Annotated in this window: 19 protein-coding genes; all 19 read right to left on the reverse strand. The window is 52.6% G+C overall.

Annotated elements, in window-relative coordinates:
• Positions 1–68 precede the first annotated feature (68 nt).
• The 19 genes from B0W44_RS14960 to B0W44_RS15050 all read right to left on the reverse strand — a co-directional run bounded on the left by B0W44_RS14960 (position 69) and on the right by B0W44_RS15050 (position 19,083).
• Positions 69–4,367, reverse strand: coding sequence for a PolC-type DNA polymerase III (locus tag B0W44_RS14960; RefSeq protein WP_077720723.1), 4,299 nt, complete (start codon positions 4,365–4,367; stop codon positions 69–71).
• A gap of 71 nt (positions 4,368–4,438) precedes the next feature.
• Positions 4,439–5,365: a TIGR01777 family oxidoreductase gene (locus tag B0W44_RS14965; RefSeq protein ID WP_077720724.1), complete on the reverse strand. Its 927-nt coding sequence runs from the start codon at positions 5,363–5,365 to the stop codon at positions 4,439–4,441.
• A gap of 127 nt (positions 5,366–5,492) precedes the next feature.
• The gene (rseP, locus tag B0W44_RS14970) at positions 5,493–6,746 is read right to left on the reverse strand and encodes an RIP metalloprotease RseP (protein ID WP_077720725.1); all 1,254 of its coding nucleotides are present in this window, start codon (positions 6,744–6,746) and stop codon (positions 5,493–5,495) included.
• Positions 6,747–6,810: 64 nt separating this feature from the next.
• Positions 6,811–7,962 carry a 1-deoxy-D-xylulose-5-phosphate reductoisomerase gene (locus tag B0W44_RS14975; protein ID WP_077720726.1) on the reverse strand — a complete coding sequence of 384 codons (1,152 nt, stop codon included), beginning with the start codon at positions 7,960–7,962 and terminating at the stop codon, positions 6,811–6,813.
• Positions 7,963–7,984: 22 nt separating this feature from the next.
• Positions 7,985–8,779: a phosphatidate cytidylyltransferase gene (locus B0W44_RS14980; RefSeq protein WP_169835615.1), complete on the reverse strand. Its 795-nt coding sequence runs from the start codon at positions 8,777–8,779 to the stop codon at positions 7,985–7,987.
• 39 nt (positions 8,780–8,818) lie between these two features.
• Positions 8,819–9,592 carry an undecaprenyl pyrophosphate synthase gene (locus tag B0W44_RS14985; RefSeq protein WP_077720728.1) on the reverse strand — a complete coding sequence of 258 codons (774 nt, stop codon included), beginning with the start codon at positions 9,590–9,592 and terminating at the stop codon, positions 8,819–8,821.
• Between the two features lie 82 nt (positions 9,593–9,674).
• Positions 9,675–10,232, reverse strand: coding sequence for a ribosome recycling factor (gene frr, locus B0W44_RS14990; RefSeq protein WP_077720729.1), 558 nt, complete (start codon positions 10,230–10,232; stop codon positions 9,675–9,677).
• A complete protein-coding gene (pyrH, locus tag B0W44_RS14995; protein ID WP_077720730.1) occupies positions 10,233–10,958 on the reverse strand; it encodes a UMP kinase in 726 nt (241 codons plus the stop codon).
• A gap of 120 nt (positions 10,959–11,078) precedes the next feature.
• Entirely contained in the window at positions 11,079–11,732 is a 654-nt protein-coding gene (tsf, locus tag B0W44_RS15000; protein WP_077720731.1) for a translation elongation factor Ts, read from the reverse strand.
• A gap of 97 nt (positions 11,733–11,829) precedes the next feature.
• Entirely contained in the window at positions 11,830–12,594 is a 765-nt protein-coding gene (gene rpsB, locus B0W44_RS15005; RefSeq protein WP_077720732.1) for a 30S ribosomal protein S2, read from the reverse strand.
• Positions 12,595–12,749: 155 nt separating this feature from the next.
• Positions 12,750–13,196: a hypothetical protein gene (locus B0W44_RS15010; protein WP_077720733.1), complete on the reverse strand. Its 447-nt coding sequence runs from the start codon at positions 13,194–13,196 to the stop codon at positions 12,750–12,752.
• Positions 13,189–13,656 carry a DUF6115 domain-containing protein gene (locus tag B0W44_RS15015; RefSeq protein WP_169835616.1) on the reverse strand — a complete coding sequence of 156 codons (468 nt, stop codon included), beginning with the start codon at positions 13,654–13,656 and terminating at the stop codon, positions 13,189–13,191. Before B0W44_RS15015 ends, B0W44_RS15010 begins: the two co-directional genes overlap by 8 nt.
• Positions 13,657–13,667: 11 nt before the next feature.
• Positions 13,668–14,471, reverse strand: a complete 804-nt coding sequence (locus B0W44_RS15020; RefSeq protein ID WP_077720735.1) for a FliA/WhiG family RNA polymerase sigma factor — start codon at positions 14,469–14,471, stop codon at positions 13,668–13,670.
• Positions 14,472–14,495: 24 nt separating this feature from the next.
• Positions 14,496–14,894 carry a hypothetical protein gene (locus B0W44_RS15025; protein WP_077720736.1) on the reverse strand — a complete coding sequence of 133 codons (399 nt, stop codon included), beginning with the start codon at positions 14,892–14,894 and terminating at the stop codon, positions 14,496–14,498.
• Positions 14,895–14,897: 3 nt separating this feature from the next.
• The gene (locus tag B0W44_RS15030; RefSeq protein WP_077720737.1) at positions 14,898–15,377 is read right to left on the reverse strand and encodes a chemotaxis protein CheD; all 480 of its coding nucleotides are present in this window, start codon (positions 15,375–15,377) and stop codon (positions 14,898–14,900) included.
• Positions 15,367–15,984 carry a chemotaxis protein CheC gene (locus tag B0W44_RS15035; RefSeq protein WP_077720738.1) on the reverse strand — a complete coding sequence of 206 codons (618 nt, stop codon included), beginning with the start codon at positions 15,982–15,984 and terminating at the stop codon, positions 15,367–15,369. Before B0W44_RS15035 ends, B0W44_RS15030 begins: the two co-directional genes overlap by 11 nt.
• Before the next feature lie 13 nt (positions 15,985–15,997).
• Positions 15,998–16,468: a chemotaxis protein CheW gene (locus B0W44_RS15040; RefSeq protein WP_228441212.1), complete on the reverse strand. Its 471-nt coding sequence runs from the start codon at positions 16,466–16,468 to the stop codon at positions 15,998–16,000.
• Positions 16,469–16,499: 31 nt separating this feature from the next.
• Entirely contained in the window at positions 16,500–18,473 is a 1,974-nt protein-coding gene (locus B0W44_RS15045; protein ID WP_228441215.1) for a chemotaxis protein CheA, read from the reverse strand.
• Positions 18,466–19,083 (reverse strand): CheB methylesterase domain-containing protein, encoded by a 618-nt coding sequence (locus B0W44_RS15050; protein WP_077720741.1) that lies wholly within the window; start codon positions 19,081–19,083, stop codon positions 18,466–18,468. The genes B0W44_RS15045 and B0W44_RS15050 overlap by 8 nt, the downstream gene beginning before the upstream one ends.

Genomic DNA, 19,083 nt, shown 5'->3' on the forward strand with positions numbered 1-19,083 from the left:
GTCATGCCAGCAAAAAGATAGACGTCAAGGAAGTAGACGACCGTCTCCACCTCCCCACCTTTCCCAGCCTAAAAAAGCGACAGCTGATTCGACAGGGGCAGCCCTTCCAAGCAACCGTGCTCTTCCAACGTCTCCATCACATTTCGGGAAGCGCGGCTTCGCTGTTGCAAATCTTCCACTGAAAGAAATTCTCCTTCTTCCCGGGCCTTGACAATGTTTTGAGCTGCAGAAACGCCTACTCCTGCAATGGCGGAGAACGGGGGCAACAGGGAATTGCCGTCCACGAGAAACTTGGCCGCATCGGATCGGTACAGATCGACGTTGGAAAACGTAAAACCGCGAGCTGTCATCTCACGCGCCAATTCTAAAATCGTCAACAAGTTTTTTTCCTTCGGAGAGGCGTCCAGCCCTTTTTTCTCGATCCGTTCGATTTCTTCATGGATGGCGTCGTAACCCCTCACCGCCACCTCGACATCGAAATCGTCGGCACGGACGGTAAAGTACGCTGCATAAAACTCGATCGGATAGTACACTTTGAAGTATGCGATGCGTACGGCCATCATCACGTAAGCGGCCGCGTGAGCCTTTGGGAACATATACTTGATTTTGAGACACGACTCGATGTACCACTCGGGTACGCTGTGCTCTCGCATCGCCTCTTTCCACTCCGGCTTTAGACCGCGTCCTTTTCGCACGCTCTCCATAATGTTGAAGGCAAGACTCGGTTCCATCCCTTTGTGGATCAAATAAGTCATAATGTCGTCTCGCGTTGAAATCACTTCTGACAGCTGGGCCGTGTTGGAGCGTATCAGTTCTTGGGCGTTGTTCAACCAGACGTCTGTCCCGTGGGACAACCCGGAGATCTGCACCAGTTCGGCAAACGTGTTCGGACGAGTATCTTCGAGCATTTGCCGCACAAACCGGGTCCCGAACTCCGGAATGCCCAGTGTCCCCGTGTTCGAACCGATTTCATCCGGTGTCACGCCCAGGCTGTCTGTCGAGCGAAACAGTTCCATCACTTTCGGGTCGTTTAACGGAATCTGTTTCGGATCAACCCCGGTTAAATCTTGCAACATGCGGATCACGGTAGGATCATCGTGGCCGAGGATGTCCAATTTCAACAAGTTGTCATGGATAGAGTGAAAATCGTAGTGGGTCGTGCGCCACTTGGACTGCTTGTCGTCTGCCGGATACTGAATGGGGCAGAAGTCGTAAATTTCCATGTCGTCAGGGACGACGATAATCCCTCCCGGATGCTGTCCCGTCGTCCGCTTCACTCCTGTGCAGCCGCTCGCCAAACGGCTGACTTCTGCATTGCGCCACGAGTGGCCGAATTGTTCCGCGTACTTCTTGACAAAGCCGAAGGCCGTCTTTTCTGCCACGGTACTGATCGTCCCCGCCCGAAAGACGTGATCTTCCCCAAACAACTCTTTTGTGTATTCGTGGGCAATCGGTTGATATTCTCCGGAGAAGTTTAAATCGATGTCCGGCACTTTGTCCCCTTTAAATCCGAGAAACGTTTCAAACGGAATGTCCTGGCCCTCCCCGATCATGTCGTGGCCGCAGTCAGGACACGCTTTCGCCTCGAGGTCGAACCCGCTGCCGATTTCCCCTTTTGTAAACCACTCGCTTTTCTTACAATGGGGGCATAAGTAATGCGGCGGCAGGGGGTTGACTTCCGTAATGTTCAACATCGTCGCCACAAAGGAAGACCCGACCGAACCGCGGCTGCCGACCAAATACCCGTCATCCAACGACTTTTTGACGAGCTTTTGCGCGATTAAGTAAATGACGGCAAAACCGTGGGAAATGATGCTGTTCAGCTCTTTCTCCAACCGCTTCTCCACAATGTCCGGCAACGGGTCACCGTAAATCTCTTTCGCTTTAGCGTAGCTCATCTCTCGAATGTCATCTTCAGCTCCTTCAATTTTCGGCGTGTACAGGTCGTCCGGTATGATTTCCAACTCTTCAAACTGCTCGACCAGTGCATTGGGCTGGGTCACGACGACGTCCAGCGCCTTTTCTTCCCCTAGGTATTTAAAGGCTTCCAGCATTTCGTCAGTCGTCCTGAAGTGAACGTCCGGCTTGCGCTGTTTTTTCAACGGGCTGAACCCGGTGATGCCGTGGATGAGCATCTCGCGATAACGTTTGTCCTCCGGGTCCAGGTAATGGACATTGCCCGTAGCGATGACCGGCTTGTTCAACTTTTCGCCAATTTTTACAATTTTTCTGTTCGCCTCTTTGAGACGTTCTTCGCTCTCCACCACCTGCTTGTCCACTAAGTGCAAATGAATGTCGCTCGGCTGAATTTCCAGCACGTCGTAAAACTCAGCCACTTCCTCCGCTTCTTCCAAACTTTTGTTCAGCACCGTCTCAAACAGCTCGCCTTTTTCGCATCCGGAACATATGAGCAAGCCGTCCCGGTACTCGTCCAGTTTGCTCTTCGGTATGCGGGGCACGCGGTGGAAGTACTCCGTGTGCGCTAAGGAGACGAGTTTGTACAAGTTCTTTTTTCCTGTTTCGTTTTTGGCGTAAATCGTGCAGTGGAACGGGCGGGCGTTTTGCACGTCTTGTCCCACAAAATCGTTCAGCCTGTGCAAGTGCGTTATCTTTTTCTCCACAGCGTCGTTCAACATGTGGAACAAGATGTACCCCGTCGCCTCTGAATCGTCCACCGCTCTGTGGTGGTTTTCCAGAGACACGTTAAATTTGGCAGCCAACGTATTCAAGCGGTGGTTTTTTAAATTCGGGTACAGGAGGCGAGCTAGTTCCAGTGTGTCCAGCACTGGATTCTCCAGTTTTGGAACTCCCGCACGCTGGCAACCGGCGTGCAAAAACCCCATGTCAAAGCGGGCATTGTGTGCGACGAGCACCGCATCGCCGACGAATTCGGTGAATTCACGGATCACATCTTCCAGTTCCGGGGCGTTTTCCACCATCTCTTGTGTAATGTTTGTCAACTTTTGAATGTGCTCCGGTATCGGCTGGTGGGGATTGACGAACGTTTCGAAACGGTCCACCACTTTCCCGTCCTTCATCTTGACACCGGCTAATTCTATGATGGTATTGTCCACGACAGACAGACCGGTCGTCTCGACGTCAAACACGACGTACTCCGACTCCTTAAGCGGTCGAGGTTCCGGACGGACGACGATGGGAACAGCGTCGTTGACGACGTTGGCCTCGACCCCGTAAAGCACTTTGATCCCGTATTTTTTGGATGCGTAGTACACATCGGGAAAAGCTTGCACCACGTCGTGATCGGTGATGGCGACCGCCCTGTGTCCCCATTCGGCCGCCCGCTCCACCAACTTCTCCGGTCGACACAGACCGTCCATGGCGCTCATCGTCGTGTGGGCGTGCCACTCGACCCGCTTGTCCGGTGCCGTATCCAGACGCTTTGTGAGAAGCGGGTCGATTTGTTCTAAGTCGTTGGCCATGATCACCAGTTCCCGGGCAAACGTGTCATGTTGCACACTGCCGCGCACTTTCACCCACATGCCATCTTTTACGAAAGAAGCTAGATGTGCGTCTTCTTTTTCCCGAATAAACAACTTTACTTGAATGGAGTCGGTGTAATCGGTCAAATTAAAGAGGAGCAGGGTTCTCCCGCTGCGCAGTTCGCGCAATTCCGTGCGGAACACTTCCCCTTGCACGGTCATCCGCCGCTCTTCTTCAGAAATCGACTGGATCGGGACCGGCTCGTCATCAATCTCGTATCCGATCGCGATTTTAGAAACGGCACTCCCTTCGCCCTCTTCTTTCCTCGCAGTCTCACGCTGTTTAAGGGCTTCTTCTACTAACTGTTGCTCTTCTTCCTGTTTTTGTGCTTCGTACCGCTGCTCTATGTCCAAAGACACCTCTTCCGATTGAAAAAAAACGCGAATCGTCTGACTCGCCACGCGTCGAAAATATGTCGTCACAAGCTCGTCGACCTTTTTTTTCCGGGCCATCTCTATCGCTGGTCCGTGGACGTAAAGGGTCACGTAATCCCCTTCTACTTTGCGCCTTGCCTTCTCCAAAACTCTCGCTGCGTAAGTTGAAGCCTCGGCGACGTGCTGGACAAGGTCCTCCCAGTACTCTTCAATTAACGTTTCAGTATGTACCTTTTTCTCATAGTGGATAACGATTCGGGTGTCGGCAATGTGACGGAAACACGCTTGAATGCGATGGGTTAACTGCCGGTACGCCTGTAGGGAGATCATGGCCGGAAAACACAGGTGGAGCGTCCACGTCTTCGCCCGTCTCGCCACTTCCACTTTTTCGATGTACCCGTGACCTACTGTCCCTTTCACGATTTCATCTGGAAGTTCTGCTCGCCGCACCAACAGGTTGAACCGTTCTCTTTTTTCTTCTACTGTGCTCATCGCAAGTCACTCCAACGCTCCGTATTCTTCTCCCTATTTTAACAGAGGAACCCGTGGAAGAATAGGAGATTCTAACGAAAAGCTTGTGGCCCACCATCCTGTAAAACGTCGCGCAACGCGTCCTCAATCCGCTGAAAAGTGAAAGCAAAACCGTTCTCCAAAGCCGTTTCCGGTACAACGCGCTGCCCCTCCAGCAAAAAGCTGCTCATTTCACCCAAAACGAGTTTCAACAACCATTCCGGTACACGAAGCCAGTGCGGACGGATTAACACGCTGCCGATGGCCCGTCCTAACTCCTCCATTCGCACAGGACGAGGCGCTGTAAAATTAACTGGACCGGAGATCGCTTCTTTTTCAATGATAAAGCGAATGAGCCCAATGAAATCGCGAATGTGAATCCAGGATATCCATTGTTCTCCAGCTCCAAGTGTGCCGCCGACAAAAAAACGATACGGCAGCACCATTTTAGACAAAGCTCCGCCTTTTCCCAACACGACGCCGATTCGGGCGATCACGGTACGAACCCCTAAACCTTCCATCTTGACAGCTTCCTCTTCCCACTTTTCGCAAACACGGCTCAAGAAGCTGTTTCCGAGAGGAGAAGACCGTTCGGTCAAGGTGGTATCTCTGGCGTGACCATAATAGCCCACTGCGGAAGCGCTCACAAAAACGTCCGGTTTTTTGTCTAAACGGTCGACCATTCTGATCAATTGTTGCACGGATCGGATACGGCTTGTCAAAATCGCCTCTTTTTTGCGTTTCGTCCATCTTCCCTTGTTGATCGGTTCTCCCGCCACATTGATCACTGCGTCGACGGGTGTCGAGGCTAACGCTCTTTCGGGATGAGAACCTTCTGCCAGCCACTCGATGAACGTGACACCCGGGCGATCCGGTTGAGGACGGCGGGTCAACACGTAGACTTGATCCCCTCTTGCTGCAAAGGCGTCGGCGACAGCTTTGCCGACAAAACCCGTTCCGCCTGCGATGACGATATTCACGGGACATCCCTCCCTTAAACTGTTGGAACCGTTCAGAATGATAAGAATAAAGCCGTTGACCGAGAACAGCCAACAGCTTGTACGTCACACCATTTTGAATTCCACTGCCGATGCCGTAAAACGGGCATCACGAGAAGAGGCGCATGATGTCCTGGTACGTTACGGCGACCATGAGCATCATAAACAGGGCAAGGCCGATTAAGTGCACCATTCCCTCTTTCTTCGGATCGATAGGACGGCCGCGTACCGCCTCCAACGCGACGAACATGAGGCGGCTCCCGTCTAAAGCCGGAATGGGCAAGATGTTAAATATGCCGAGATACAGACTCAAAAAACTCGTCCAGTTGATCAGACTCAACACGCCGGTCTTGGCAACCTCTCCCGTCATGTCCGCGATGCCCACCGGGCCCGCTAAATCCGAAAACCCGACCTGGCCCGTCACGAGCATGGCGAAACTGTCAAAAATGAGCCGCGTGTAATCGTATATGTCGACAAAACTTTTTTGCACCGCCGTTAACAAAGTGGCATCTTTCAGTTCTTCCGACTGAATGACGCCGATCTGGTACGTTTTCGTCTCCTCGTTGTACACGGGCTCAATGCTCGTCTCGAACGTCTCACCGTCACGCTCCACTGTGACTTGTACGGGGTCCCCTTCTCCTTCTTGGATGAGACTGATCAGTTCCTGGGCCCTCTTCACACCTTGTCCATTCACTTCCACAAACCGGTCTCCCGGTTGCAACCCGGCTTCAGCGGCAGGCGAACTTTTCTGGACTTGCCGCACCTCCAAATGATCGGGAACGCCGATGATCATCGTGAGTACGGAAAACAGGATAATGGACAGCAAGACGTTAAAAAGTGGCCCTGCTGCAATAAACATCGCCCGAGCTCCGACTGACTTGGCTCCGTACTGTCGATCCCACGGTGCAATTTGCACGGAATGACTGTCGTACACTAATTCCGCTTGCCGGTCCACACGGTACCGCATCTCTTCGCCCTGTTCATCTGCGATTAGGACGTACAGGCGGTGTTCCAGGTCCCACTCCATCACCCGGCCGCGGACGTCGCCAGGTTCCCCTTGATCCGGATTCATCAAGACGTGCGTGACATATCCTCTGCTGTTTAGGCGCAGGGCCACTTCTTTTCCCGTTTTGAGTTCGGCTGTCTCTGGGTCTTCACCAGCCACCCGCACGTAGCCGCCAAACGGCAACAAGCGCAAAGAGTACAGCGTCTCCCCTTTTTTATGGGCAAACAGTTTCGGACCGAACCCGATGGCAAATTCGCGCACTAACATCCCGGCTCGCTTCGCAAACAGGAAATGGCCCAGTTCGTGAACAAACACAATGGTGCCGAAAACGAGGATAAAAGCGAGTATCGTCTGCATACGTATCACCTGAACTTTCGTTAACGTTCGAGAAACAAAGAAGTGCCCTGTCACGTGGGGGTGACTATTTGACTGGCATTTCCCGCGCAAGTTTTCGCGCCCACTGCTCTGCCTCTTCCACCGTTTCTAAATCTCTGACAGGCACCGGATTGTGAGCGTCCATCACTCGTTCGATCACCTGTTCTATGCCTAAAAATGGAATGGACCCGTTCAAAAACCGCTCCACCCCGACTTCGTTGGCCGCATTTAACACTGTTGGCATGGTTCCACCGGTTTTTCCAGCTTCATACGCCATGGCGAGACACGGGAACCGCTCGAGATCCGGCTCAATGAAATGTAGTGTCCCCACCTTGGTCAGATCCAACACTTCCGAAGCGAGGGGCAGCCGGTCCGGATACGATAAAGCGTACTGAATCGGGACTCGCATGTCCGGAGTTCCCAATTGGGCCATCACAGCTTTATCTTTAAATTCTACCATAGAATGGACGATACTTTCATAGTGGATGACGACGTCAATCTGCCTGTAGTCGATATCGAACAGCCAGTGGGCCTCAATCACTTCCAGGCCTTTGTTCATCAACGTGGCGGAATCGACGGTCACTTTTTTCCCCATTGCCCAATTCGGGTGTTTTAACGCCTGCTCCGGGGTGACATCCTTCAGTTGTTGACGATTGTAATGCCGAAACGCCCCCCCTGAGGCGGTCAGCACAATTCGACTGACGCTCGATCGGTCTTCGCCGTTTAAACATTGAAAAATAGCGGAGTGCTCACTGTCTACTGGCAAGATGGCCACCTGTCTTTCTCGCGCCCGTTGCATGACGAGCTCACCGCCGGCGACGAGCGTTTCTTTGTTGGCCAAGGCAATCGTCTTGCCGGCATCGATCGCTGCGAGCGTCGCCCGCAAACCGAGACTCCCGACAACGGCGGACACGACCATTTCCGACTCGGGGTCGCGGGCGATTTCCTCTAGGCCTTCTTTTCCCCACACAACGTTGACTGTATCAGGCAAAGCCGATGTCACGCGATCTGCCGCTTCTTTCGTCGCCATCGAAATGTGCGACGGACGGAACTCGTGCCACTGTTCAATCATTAAATCCGCATTGGTGCCCGCGGCTAGGGCTGTCACACGGAATTTTTCCGGGTTTTCACTAATGACGCGCAACGTATTTTGTCCGACTGAACCCGTCGAACCGAGTATCGCGATCGTCTTCGCCATCGTGTCACCTCGTTTGCATCCCTTATCCGATCAAATGAAAAATGTGTAAACACATAAACGTAAACAGCAAGCTGTCGAATCGATCCAGCATGCCGCCGTGACCCGGCAACAAGTGGCCGGAATCTTTCACGTTGTTGGCCCTTTTCAACGCTGACTCGATTAAATCGCCCAACTGTCCCAAAACAGAAATGAGGACTGCCAGCAAAAACGCGTTTGGCAAAGAAAACAGGGATCCTTTAAAGAGTGTCCCGAACAAAATCCCCGTCAAACTGGCAAAAACGACACCGGCTATGGATCCCTCGACGGTTTTCTTCGGACTGATCGCCGGCCACAGTTTGTGTTTGCCCCATCGTTTTCCGACGAGGTAAGCGCCACTGTCCGTGACCCACGTCGCGGCAATGACAAACAGGGATAGCCACAGACCGTCCTGTACAAAGCGGGTGGCTGCCATAAAGGCAAATCCCGCCCCAATGTACATTGCCCCTACGAACAAATAGCCTACAGTGTCAACTGTCACCTTGTTCCGGCTAATGACTGTCCACAACATCCACACAAACAAAAAGACGATCGTCACTGTAAACGGTGATATTGCTGCAAAAGGTTTCGGAACAGCCAGCAAGAAAAAAAGAAGCCACACGTAGAGCAAGCCAATGACGCTTTCGACGCGAAACCAAGAGATGCGGCGCATTTCACAATACTCACCGTACGCAATTCCGGCGATGACAGCTAACAGCGTGAGATAGGCGTTACCTCCAAGGGACAAAACGGCGAGAAAACCACCCCCCGCCACAACAGCCGTTAAAATTCGTTGCCACATCCTTGACCACACCATTCCTCATCTGTTTCTGGAAAGCCCTCATTCAACTGAGCCGTAGCGGCGGGACCGCTGTTGATAAGCCGCAATCGCTTCTTTGAACAGTGCTTCATTAAAATCCGGCCACATGACATCCGTAAACCACATTTCTGCATAGGCCAGCTGCCACAACATGAAATTGCTGAGTCGTATTTCCCCGCTCGTGCGAATGAGCAAGTCAGGGTCGGGCAGGGCACAAGTAAAAAGTGCTTGATTAAACGTTTCTTCCGTTATGTCGTCACGCTTGAGAGTCCCCTTTTCCACCTGATCCATTAACGACTGGACCGCCTGTACAATTTCAGAGCGACTCCCGTAATTCAATGCAAAATTTAAGATCATCCCGGTGTTGTGGCGCGTCTCGTTCTTAAACTTGTGTACGGCTTCTACCGTATGGGAGGGGAGCCCCTCTTCACTCCCAATGGTCATCACGCGCACATTGCGCTGGATTAATTCGGGCAATTCCGTCTCTAAAAAGTCGACGGGAAGTTTCATAATGTAAGACACTTCGTCACTGGGACGCTTCCAGTTTTCCGTTGAAAAAGCGTACAGGGTGAGCACTTCAACTCCCAGTTCATCGGCCGCCCGTGTCACGCGGCGTATGGCTTTCATGCCTTCGCGGTGTCCGGCTACACGGGGGAGCCCCCGTTTTTTGGCCCAACGTCCATTGCCGTCCATAATAATCGCGACATGTCGCGGAATATTGCGCGACAACTCCACGCTGCCCTTATCCCCTCTCGGTTTAACACCTGAAAATAGACGGCTCACTTTGTGTATCATAGAGACGTTCCTCCGCCATTTCGCTCTCAAGCAAAGTATCAAAACCCCCTCTAGCTCTGAGGGGGTCAACAAAGAACGCGAATTACACCGTCATAATGTCCTTTTCCTTGCTGGTGACTGCCTCGTCGATTTGCTTGACGAAATCGTCCGTCAGCTTTTGAATTTCCTCCTGGTAACGACGCGCCTCGTCTTCTGACAGATCCCCTAACTTTTCCATTTTTTTGTACTCATCGTTCGCATCCCGCCGAATGTTGCGGATGGACACTTTAGCTTCCTCGCCCGCTTTTTTGACCACTCTGACGAGTTCAGCTCGGCGCTCCTCCGTGAGGGGCGGAATGCTGATGCGGATCACATCACCGTCGTTTGTCGGCGTAATCCCGAGTTCCGACTTTTGCAGAGCTTTCTCTATAGCGGAAATGGCTGATTTGTCCCAAGGCTGGATGACGAGTAGTCGAGGTTCGGGTGCCGAAATGTTGGACAACTGATTGAGCGGTGTCATCGTGCCGTAGTACTCGACTTCGATTTTGTCTAAAAGAGACGGGGCCGCCCGTCCGGCTCTGAGCGAAGCCAGTTCCCGTCTTAGCGCTTGCAGCGTTTTCTCCATTCTGCTTTTCGCATCGCTTTTAACACTTTCCGGCATTCATTCATTCCCCCTTACGACCGTTCCGATTACTTCACCGCATACAGCGCGCTTGATGTTTTCGCGCTTATCGACGTTGAACACAATGAGCGGGATGTTGTTGTCCATACATAAGGAAGAAGCTGTCGAATCCATGACGCCGAGGCCCCGGTTCAGCATTTCCATGTACGTCAACTCTTCGTATTTCACAGCGTTGGGGTTCACTTTCGGGTCTTCCGAATACACGCCGTCCACTTTGTTCTTGGCCATCAAAATGACATCGGCCTCAATTTCCGCTGCCCTGAGAGCAGCAGTCGTGTCAGTGGAAAAATAGGGGTTCCCCGTACCTGCAGCAAAAATGACGACTCGTCCTTTTTCTAAATGGCGTATGGCCCGGCGGCGTATGTACGGTTCGGCGACTTGACGCATTTCGATCGACGATTGTACGCGTGTCGGAACGCCGGCGTTCTCTAAAGCGTCCTGCAAAGCCAGCGCGTTTATAACAGTTGCCAACATTCCCATGTAATCTGCCGTCGCCCGGTCCATGCCTTTAGCACTTCCGGCGATGCCTCGCCATATGTTGCCGCCCCCCACCACGATGGCCACTTCCACTTGCAACGCGACAATTTCTTCAATCTGTTCGGCGATAGAGGAGATAACCGATGGATCGATACTGTTCCCATGCTGCCCAGCCAGTGCTTCCCCGCTCAACTTCAGTACGACGCGCTTGTATTTCGGGCGATCCATAGGTTGTGTACCCCCATTCATGATCTTTATTTCGGCACTGTTGCAGGTATTCGTCCTGTTGCAGGTATTCGTCCTTGTGCAACCCCTTAAAGGGGACACACTGTGTCCCCTTAAGAAGTATCACGACCGTTTTGCCTGCGCCATCACTTCTTCGGAAAAGTTCTCCTCTTTTTTCTCAATGCCTTCCCCGAGGCCAAAACGGGCAAACCGCCGAATCGAAATATTTTCGCCGATTTTGGCGATTTTTTCTTTCACCAGCTGTTCGACGGTTATGTCAGGATCTTTCACAAACGGCTGCTCGACGAGGCAAATTTCTTTAAAAAATTTTTCAAGACGACCTTCCACCATTTTATCGACAATGTGAGCAGGTTTCCCTTCAGATAGCGCCTGTTCTTTTAATAACTCCCGCTCTTTCGCAACCGTTTCTTCCGGGACCTCTTCGCGGCGCACGTATTGCGGATCGGTCGCCGCAATGTGCATGGCGATGTCCCTGACGAGTGTCTTGAATTCATCCGTCTTTGCAACAAAATCGGTTTCACAGTTGACTTCAACCAGAACCCCGATTTTTCCACCGGCGTGTATGTACGAATCCACTAAACCTTCTGCTGCGATGCGGCCCGCTTTTTTGTCAGCGGCAGCGAGGCCTTTTTTGCGCAGCAGCTCGACTGCTCTTTCCATGTCACCTTCCGCTTCTTGCAGCGCCTTTTTACAGTCCATCATACCCGCGCCAGTTTTTTCCCGCAGTTCCTTCACTTGTGCCGCTGTTATTGCCATCACTCTCGACCTCCAACTGGTTAAAACTATGTATTAGAAAGGTGGTACCAGAAACGCCGTCTCTAGTAAACCACCTTCCGCCACTTCACTTTCGCCTTTAAGCTGTCGGCTGCTCTTCGCCAGCGTCCGTTTCATCCGGCTGTTCCTCATTTGGCTCTTCAACTGCCTCAAGCTCTTGTTCTCCTTGCTTCCCTTCCAGAACGGCGTCTGCCATTTTGGACGTCAACAGGCGCACGGCGCGAATCGCATCGTCGTTTCCCGGAATGATGTGGTCAATTTCATCAGGATTGCAGTTCGTATCCACAATCGCAATAATCGGAATGCCCAGCTTCCGAGCCTCAGCAACTGCAATTCGCTCTTTGCGCGGGTCGACGATAAACACGGCGTCGGGAAGTTTCTTCATGTGCTTGATGCCGCCCAAAAACTTTTCCAACCGCGCTTTTTCTTTTCGCAGCATAATGACTTCTTTTTTAGGCAGTATTTCAAATGTACCGTCCGATTCCATTTTCTCGAGCTCGTGAAGACGTTCAATCCGCTTGCGAATCGTGGAGAAATTCGTCAGCGTTCCGCCCAGCCACCGTTGGTTGACGTAAAACATTCCGCAACGTTCCGTCTCTTCCCTGATCGAATCTTGCGCCTGTTTCTTCGTTCCAACAAATAAGAGCGTTCCGCCCTTCTGTGCCAAATCTCTCACGTAGTTGTAAATTTCTTCGACTTTTTTGACCGTCTTCTGCAAGTCGATAATGTAAATGCCGTTTCTTTCAGTGAAAATGTACTTCGCCATCTTCGGATTCCAGCGGCGAGTCTGGTGTCCAAAGTGCACCCCAGCTTCCAACAGCTGTTTCATCGTAATGATTGCCATCACTTTTCCTCCTTGGTTAGATTCCTCCGCACGCGTCATCTCAAACCGGAAACTGCCGCAAGGCAGCACCGCCCGGTCCATCGGCGCACGTGTGTCATAACACCGTTCAATAATATATCATATGCGTATAGGGATAGCAAGAAAGTCCAAATAGATTACTCGCCGGGGCGGCTCAATTTTTCGACAATGTCTTCCACTGAATCGCCAGCTTCAATCGTGTATAAACCTGGTCGCAGCCGCCGTTCCCTTCCCATTTTTCTCAGCGGTTCCATCAGTACATCCCGTTGTTCGACGATGTGGGCTTTTGTCAGTACGTCCGCTACCTCCTGCCACGTAAATCCGCGCGGTACGTATAAGTAGACAGTTGGAGGCCGAGGTGCGTCTTGTCGTTCATCTTTTTCCGTCTTTTCTCGTTTTCCAGTCAAGCGGTCGTATGCGCGGTCGGAAACGAGGTGATACCCCCGTTCTTCCGCCAATTTCCCCAGTTGGTCATCGGTGATGGCTGACGGTGCCAATCCAGCGTGAGATGAAGTCAAACCGAGCAATAGCGACGTGACAATGATGCCGCATCCTGCGCCGAACCAAAAAACACGGCTAGTCATGGCCTGTCCCCCGCTCGGCCAATCCTAAAATCAACTGGACTTCTCCGTTGCCTCTTCCGGTACGGCGGGCGATGTCCGCAACTGACATCCCGTCGTCTGCCATGTCGAATATGTCTTTGTAGCGATCGCGCAGTTGAGACCTGCTGTTTCGAACGCGTTCCACTTCCGATAGTTCTTGCATCGGGCCGTTCTCTTTGGAACGGGCGATGGCATCCAGTGTTTCGACCCGTTCTTCCAAACGGTCTATCCGTTTCATGAGATCGCGGTGCACTTCTGAGAACGTCCTTAAAAAGGCTTCGTTCTCCTTTTCCCACTCCTCCAGGAAGCGTTCAAAACCACTTTTATCGGCACGCTTTGATTTCCCCCGGAAGTCAGTCTTTAAAAAGACGACCAGTACGACGATAATTCCTAGTAGTAGGGTGAGGGTCCATGTGGGAAACAGGTCCACGTTTCTCCGCATCTCCTTTCACACTATGAAGTGACTAAGCTTTGATGCCGTTTCAGAGCCGTCCGCATCCGGTACAGCGCTTTGGAATGGAGCTGCGAGATGCGGGATGGTGACAAGTTCATAATTCGGGCGATCTCTGTCAACGTCAGTTCTTCGTAGTAAAACAGATTGACAACGAGGCGCTCTTTTTCCGGAAGGCGCTCGATCGTCTCTGCCAGAATCACTTTCGTTTGTTCCCGGTCCAAAATGCTTTCAGGCTCTTTTTCTTTGCGGTCGGCTACGAGAAAGTGGCGGGAACTTTCCCCTTCTTCGTCGAGGACAGGGTCGTCCATAGACAACATGTTGGCAAAAGCGGTGTCGGACAAAAGTTTGTGCAACTCACGCAATGACAACCCCAAGTGCTCACACAGTTCTTCGTCTGTCACGGATCGAAGCAATTTTTGTTCGAGGGCGCTGTACGCTTCCTCAATTTTTTTCGTCTTTTCTCTCAGTGAACGGGACAGCCAGTCTTCTTGTCTCAACCCGTCGATCATCGCGCCGCGAATGCGCCAAATGGCATACGTTTCAAACTGTAGCCCCCGTTCGTATTCAAATTTGTTGACGGCATCGAGCAACCCGATTCGGCCGTAACTGATCAAGTCTTCCTTCTTGACGGAACTCGACAACCCGACGGACAGGCGGTTGGCGACATATTCGACTAACGGCAAGTACTTTTTAACCAATCGTTCTTGAGCTTTTTTGTCCCGGCGTTCACGCCACGCCTTCCACCATTCCGAAAGTGGAAGTTCCTCGCCTGTCTCTTTTTCTTCTATTTTCTTCACTTCCATCGACCCCTCCCTGTCATGGATTAATCAGCGTTCGTCACTGCCGAAAGACTGTTTGCGGATGACCTCTGCTACCTGATCGGGCTTTAATTTCGGTGCGCGGAGCGGTTGGAACGGTTCGGTCTTGGGTGATTCTTCCTCTGGCGAAGCATAAACGTCTTTTATCAACTGCTGATCTTCCGGCGTCTGCCAATCAATGTGTTTCCCTGCAGGCGAATCTCCGTTCTCCTCCTCGACCTCCGGTTCGTCGGTGGACAACAAACGAAAAAGCCACCGCAGGCCCAGTCCGAGGACAGCGAAAAAGAGAAAGGCCAACAGCGCTCGGAGCAATGACGTCCCGAGCAAGTTGACAGGTATACTGACAGCAAAAGTGACCGTTGCGATCAGTCCGGAAACCGCGAGGCACCATTTAACGTAGCCACTCATTTACTACACTTTGACTCCTTCATTGACGGTTTTTATCGAAACGGACCCATCTTCGCAAAAAAACTCGACGGTTCTCCCTCTTCTACCACCCGTTTCCTGAAACACGACTGGAACGCCGCAAGTGTGGAGCGTACTTAAACACGCGTCTACATTGCGTTCGCCGATGGAAAGGAGGTGCGGGCCCGGCGTGTAATGAAACATTTGCGCCCCTCCCACTAACGACGCCACGTACCTCGATTTTCTGCCCCCTAAACGGCACAGGGCATCTACCATCGCGGGAATCGCCGTATCGGCGTATTTTCCCTTTTTGACAGAAGAAGACTTGTCCATTTTGGAGTAGGGGAGCATCACGTGGGCCATGGCAGCCACTTTGACCAGCGGATCGTTGATGATGACAGCGACACACGATCCCAGTCCTAACGTCTTGAGACTGTCGGGGGCTTGAGCGGTTTTCCACTCCGCCATCATCACTTTAACGACCACTGACGCTTACTCCCAGTGCCTGAAACAACACAGGCAATTGATCGGGCTGCGGCAACAGGAGGACGTGGGTGTTTGCCGAAACGTCCCCAGTGGAGATTTCTGTTTCGATCAGGAGCGCTTCGTCTGCAGATGCTCCGATTTCGGCGGCACCGACACTTAACACCGCTCCCGCCATATCAAAGGCCAGATACGGAACAGACGGATACAGTTTCACTCCCGCAAAGTCAGACAAAGCGCCTAAATACGTTCCTGCGACGATGTTCCCCACTTCGGACAGAGCCGAACACTCCATCTCTGAGTCCAGGGCGTCGGACGACGATTCGCTCAGCAGCTTCCCGACAAAGCGCTGTGCGGTCTCCCGCTGCATCAACACGTACATGCTCCCGCCCATGTCCCCTTGCAAGCGAAAGTACATCGCCATCACCGCCGCTTCCGTTCCCCCGACAGACTCCGGCAGCTCATGAAACGGTACGACGCGCACGTCCGGAATACGCATGCGGACTCTTACACCGAGCAGTTCGGACAAGGCGGTAGCGGCATTTCCCGCTCCGATGTTAGCTGCTTCCCGCAACAAGTCCAGTTGGTCATTTGAAGGCTGAGCTGACATTTTGTGGGTATCCTCAATCCTCTTTTTGTATTTCGCGTACGTCTTCTCTGGACAACACGCGATCCAAATTCAACAACACGAGCAAGCGGTCTTCCAGCTTTGCGACCCCTTCTAAATAACGGGCGTCTACTTCGCCCAACCCAGAAGGCGGTTCTTCCACGACGCCTGCGGGAATGTGCATAACGTCGTGAGCGGAGTCGACAATGAGCCCCACTTGTACGTTTTCCGTATGGACGATGACAATGCGGGTCGATTCGTCGTGTTCCTTTTGCGGCATGCCGAATTTGCTCCGCAAGTCGATGACCGGTGTCACGACCCCCCTTAGGTTGATGACTCCTTGGACAAAGTCCGGTACGTTGGCTACCCGTGTAATCGGCTGCATGCGTTCAATCGAGTCCACTTGCTGGACGTCGACCCCGTAATCCTCTTCCCCTAAGCGAAAGACGATGACCTTTCGCCCAGTTTCGGCGACACGCGTTTCCAACGCAAAATCCCTCCCCATCCGTTTTAAGAGTTTATACCGCCATGGCTTCTTGCTGCTGGATTAACGCATTCGTGTCCACAATCAGGGCGACGCGGCCGTCCCCCAAAATGGTCGCTCCCGATATCGCAAACACTTGGTTCAAGTAGTTGCCGAGCGATTTCAGCACGACTTCTTGCTGTCCTAGCAATTCGTCGACCACGAGTCCCGTCAATTGATCCCCCTTCTTCACGATGACGACAAAGACGCTATCGTTGTGGACTCCACCGTCGCGTTGCGGAACGGAAAACACTTCATGCAGGGGGACGAGGGGAACGATCCGTTTGCGGAAGCGGAGTACCGGCTGGCCGTGCACTTTTTGAATCTCGCTTCTGTCGAATTTTCCCGTTTCTAATATCGCGTTTATCGGGATGGCGTACGTCTCGTCGCCGGTGCGCACGAGAAGCGCCGTAAGGATTGACAGCGTCAACGGCAGTTGAATCGAGAACGTCGTCCCCTTGCCTTCCTCTGACTGCACGCTGACACTGCCGCCCAGGGACTCAATTTTCGTCCGCACCACATCGAGTCCCACGCCGCGGCCGGACACGTCTGTCACTTGTTCCGCGGTACTGAAGCCGGAAGCAAACAACAGGTCGTACACTTGAGCATCGCCCAGCTTGTCGGCGCTCTCTCGGTCGATGATGCCGTTTTTAAGCGCTTTTTGTAAGACTTTGTCCCGACTGATGCCCGCCCCGTCATCGGCGATTTCGATGAACGCGTGGTTTCCGCTGTAAAACGCCCGCAGTGAAATGTGCCCGGTTTCCGGCTTACCTTTCTCCCTTCGTTCTTTCGGCGTTTCCAAACCGTGGTCAAGGGCATTGCGCAACAGGTGCACGAGGGGGTCGCCGATTTCATCAATCACAGTGCGATCCAACTCGGTATCGGCTCCCGTTATCTCGAGCTGTACGTCTTTGTTCAATTCTTTTGCCAAGTCGCGCACCATGCGCGGGAATCGGTTAAACACTTGCTCCACCGGTACCATGCGCAAATTCAGAACCGTTTCTTGCAACTCGCTGCCGATGCGGTTCATGTGTTCAACCACTTCGGTCAGATCCGCACGGTTCAACTCGCCGGCAATTTGCTCGATCCGTCCGCGGTCGATCACCCATTCGCTGAACAGGTTCATCAACGCATCCAGACGTTCAATGTCCACGCGGATCGATTTAGTCGCCTTCGCCTTGTGAGCAGGCGCAGAGCGCACAGTTTTCGCCGTCACATCGCCTTTCGCAGTAACACCCTGTTTTTGTTTGAGCGCATCTCTTGACAGCGCCGTGACGTCGACGCTTTCCAGTTCAGATATTTGTTCCAGTGACCGTTTGACATGTTGCTCTTCTTCCTTTGTAATCGTGACGAAATGGAATGTGCGGTCGAATTTTTCCTCCTCTAGATCTTCTACACTCGGAACGGCCTTCGCCACATCTCCTGTCTTTTCCAGCGCCTCGTACACCATGTACGCCCGGGCGCCTTTTAAGACACACTGTTCACTTAGCGTCACTTTGACGAGGAAAACGTAGTAGCCGTTATCGAGAGACGTTTCGAAAAGTTCGCGCTCGTACCCGTCGAAAGAAACGTCCTGCTGCGTGACGGCCGTTTTTTCTTCTTCACCCCCTCGCAGCTTGGACAACAAGTCACTCACGTCAGCCAACGGTTCTCCGTTCGCCGCTTGCTCGACCATCATTTCCAGGCGGTCGACTCCTTGGAACAAAATATCCATCGTCTCGTCCTTAAGTGGGTGAACCCCGTCGCGAACTTGCTGTAGTACATTCTCCAACTCGTGCGTCAAATCGGCCATCGTCTCGAAGCCCATCGTGGCGGACATGCCTTTTAACGTGTGGGCGGAACGAAACAGTTCCTGTACGGGTTCTTTGTTTTCCGGATCGTTTTCCAAATCGAGTAACAAAGTGTTCATCCGCTGCACGTGTTCCCGTCCCTCTTCGACAAAAACGTTCAAATACGTTTGGTCACTCAAGGTTTTCGCCTCCTTCTGTATCCCACCCATCGACGATTTCCACGATTTTGTCCGCCATGGACGCGAGCGGCAAAACTTCGTCCACGCATCCCGCCTCGATGGCGGCTTTCGGCATTCCGAATACGATGCAGCTGGAAGCATCTTGTGCCAACGTGACCACAGCCGGATTGGCTTCCTTTACCTGCTTCATGCCGTTGGCTCCGTCCTTTCCCATTCCCGTGAGGAGTACGAGGGCGACGGGTAAGTGTCTGACTGACTTGAACGACAGGAATAACTGATCGACTGAAGGCTTGTGGCCAGACACAAGATTCCCGTCATCTAACGCGACTCGAAGGTCTTTCCCTTTTTGTGCGACAGTCAAGTGACGGTTCCCCGGGGACACGTACACCTTGCCGCCGAGGACCCGCTCGCCGTGTACAGCCTCCACGACCTGTAGCGCGCACAAGTTGTTTAAACGCTCTGCAAAAGGCCGAGTGAAGGTGTGAGGCATGTGCTGGACGACGAACAACGCGGCGGGAAATGACGGCGGAAATTGCGAAAGTATGTGTTGCAAGGCGCGCGGACCGCCCGTTGAAGCTCCGATTGCAATGAGGCCTTTTACTTCTGCCAT

The organism is Novibacillus thermophilus, assembly GCF_002005165.1.
Classification (GTDB): domain Bacteria; phylum Bacillota; class Bacilli; order Thermoactinomycetales; family Novibacillaceae; genus Novibacillus; species Novibacillus thermophilus.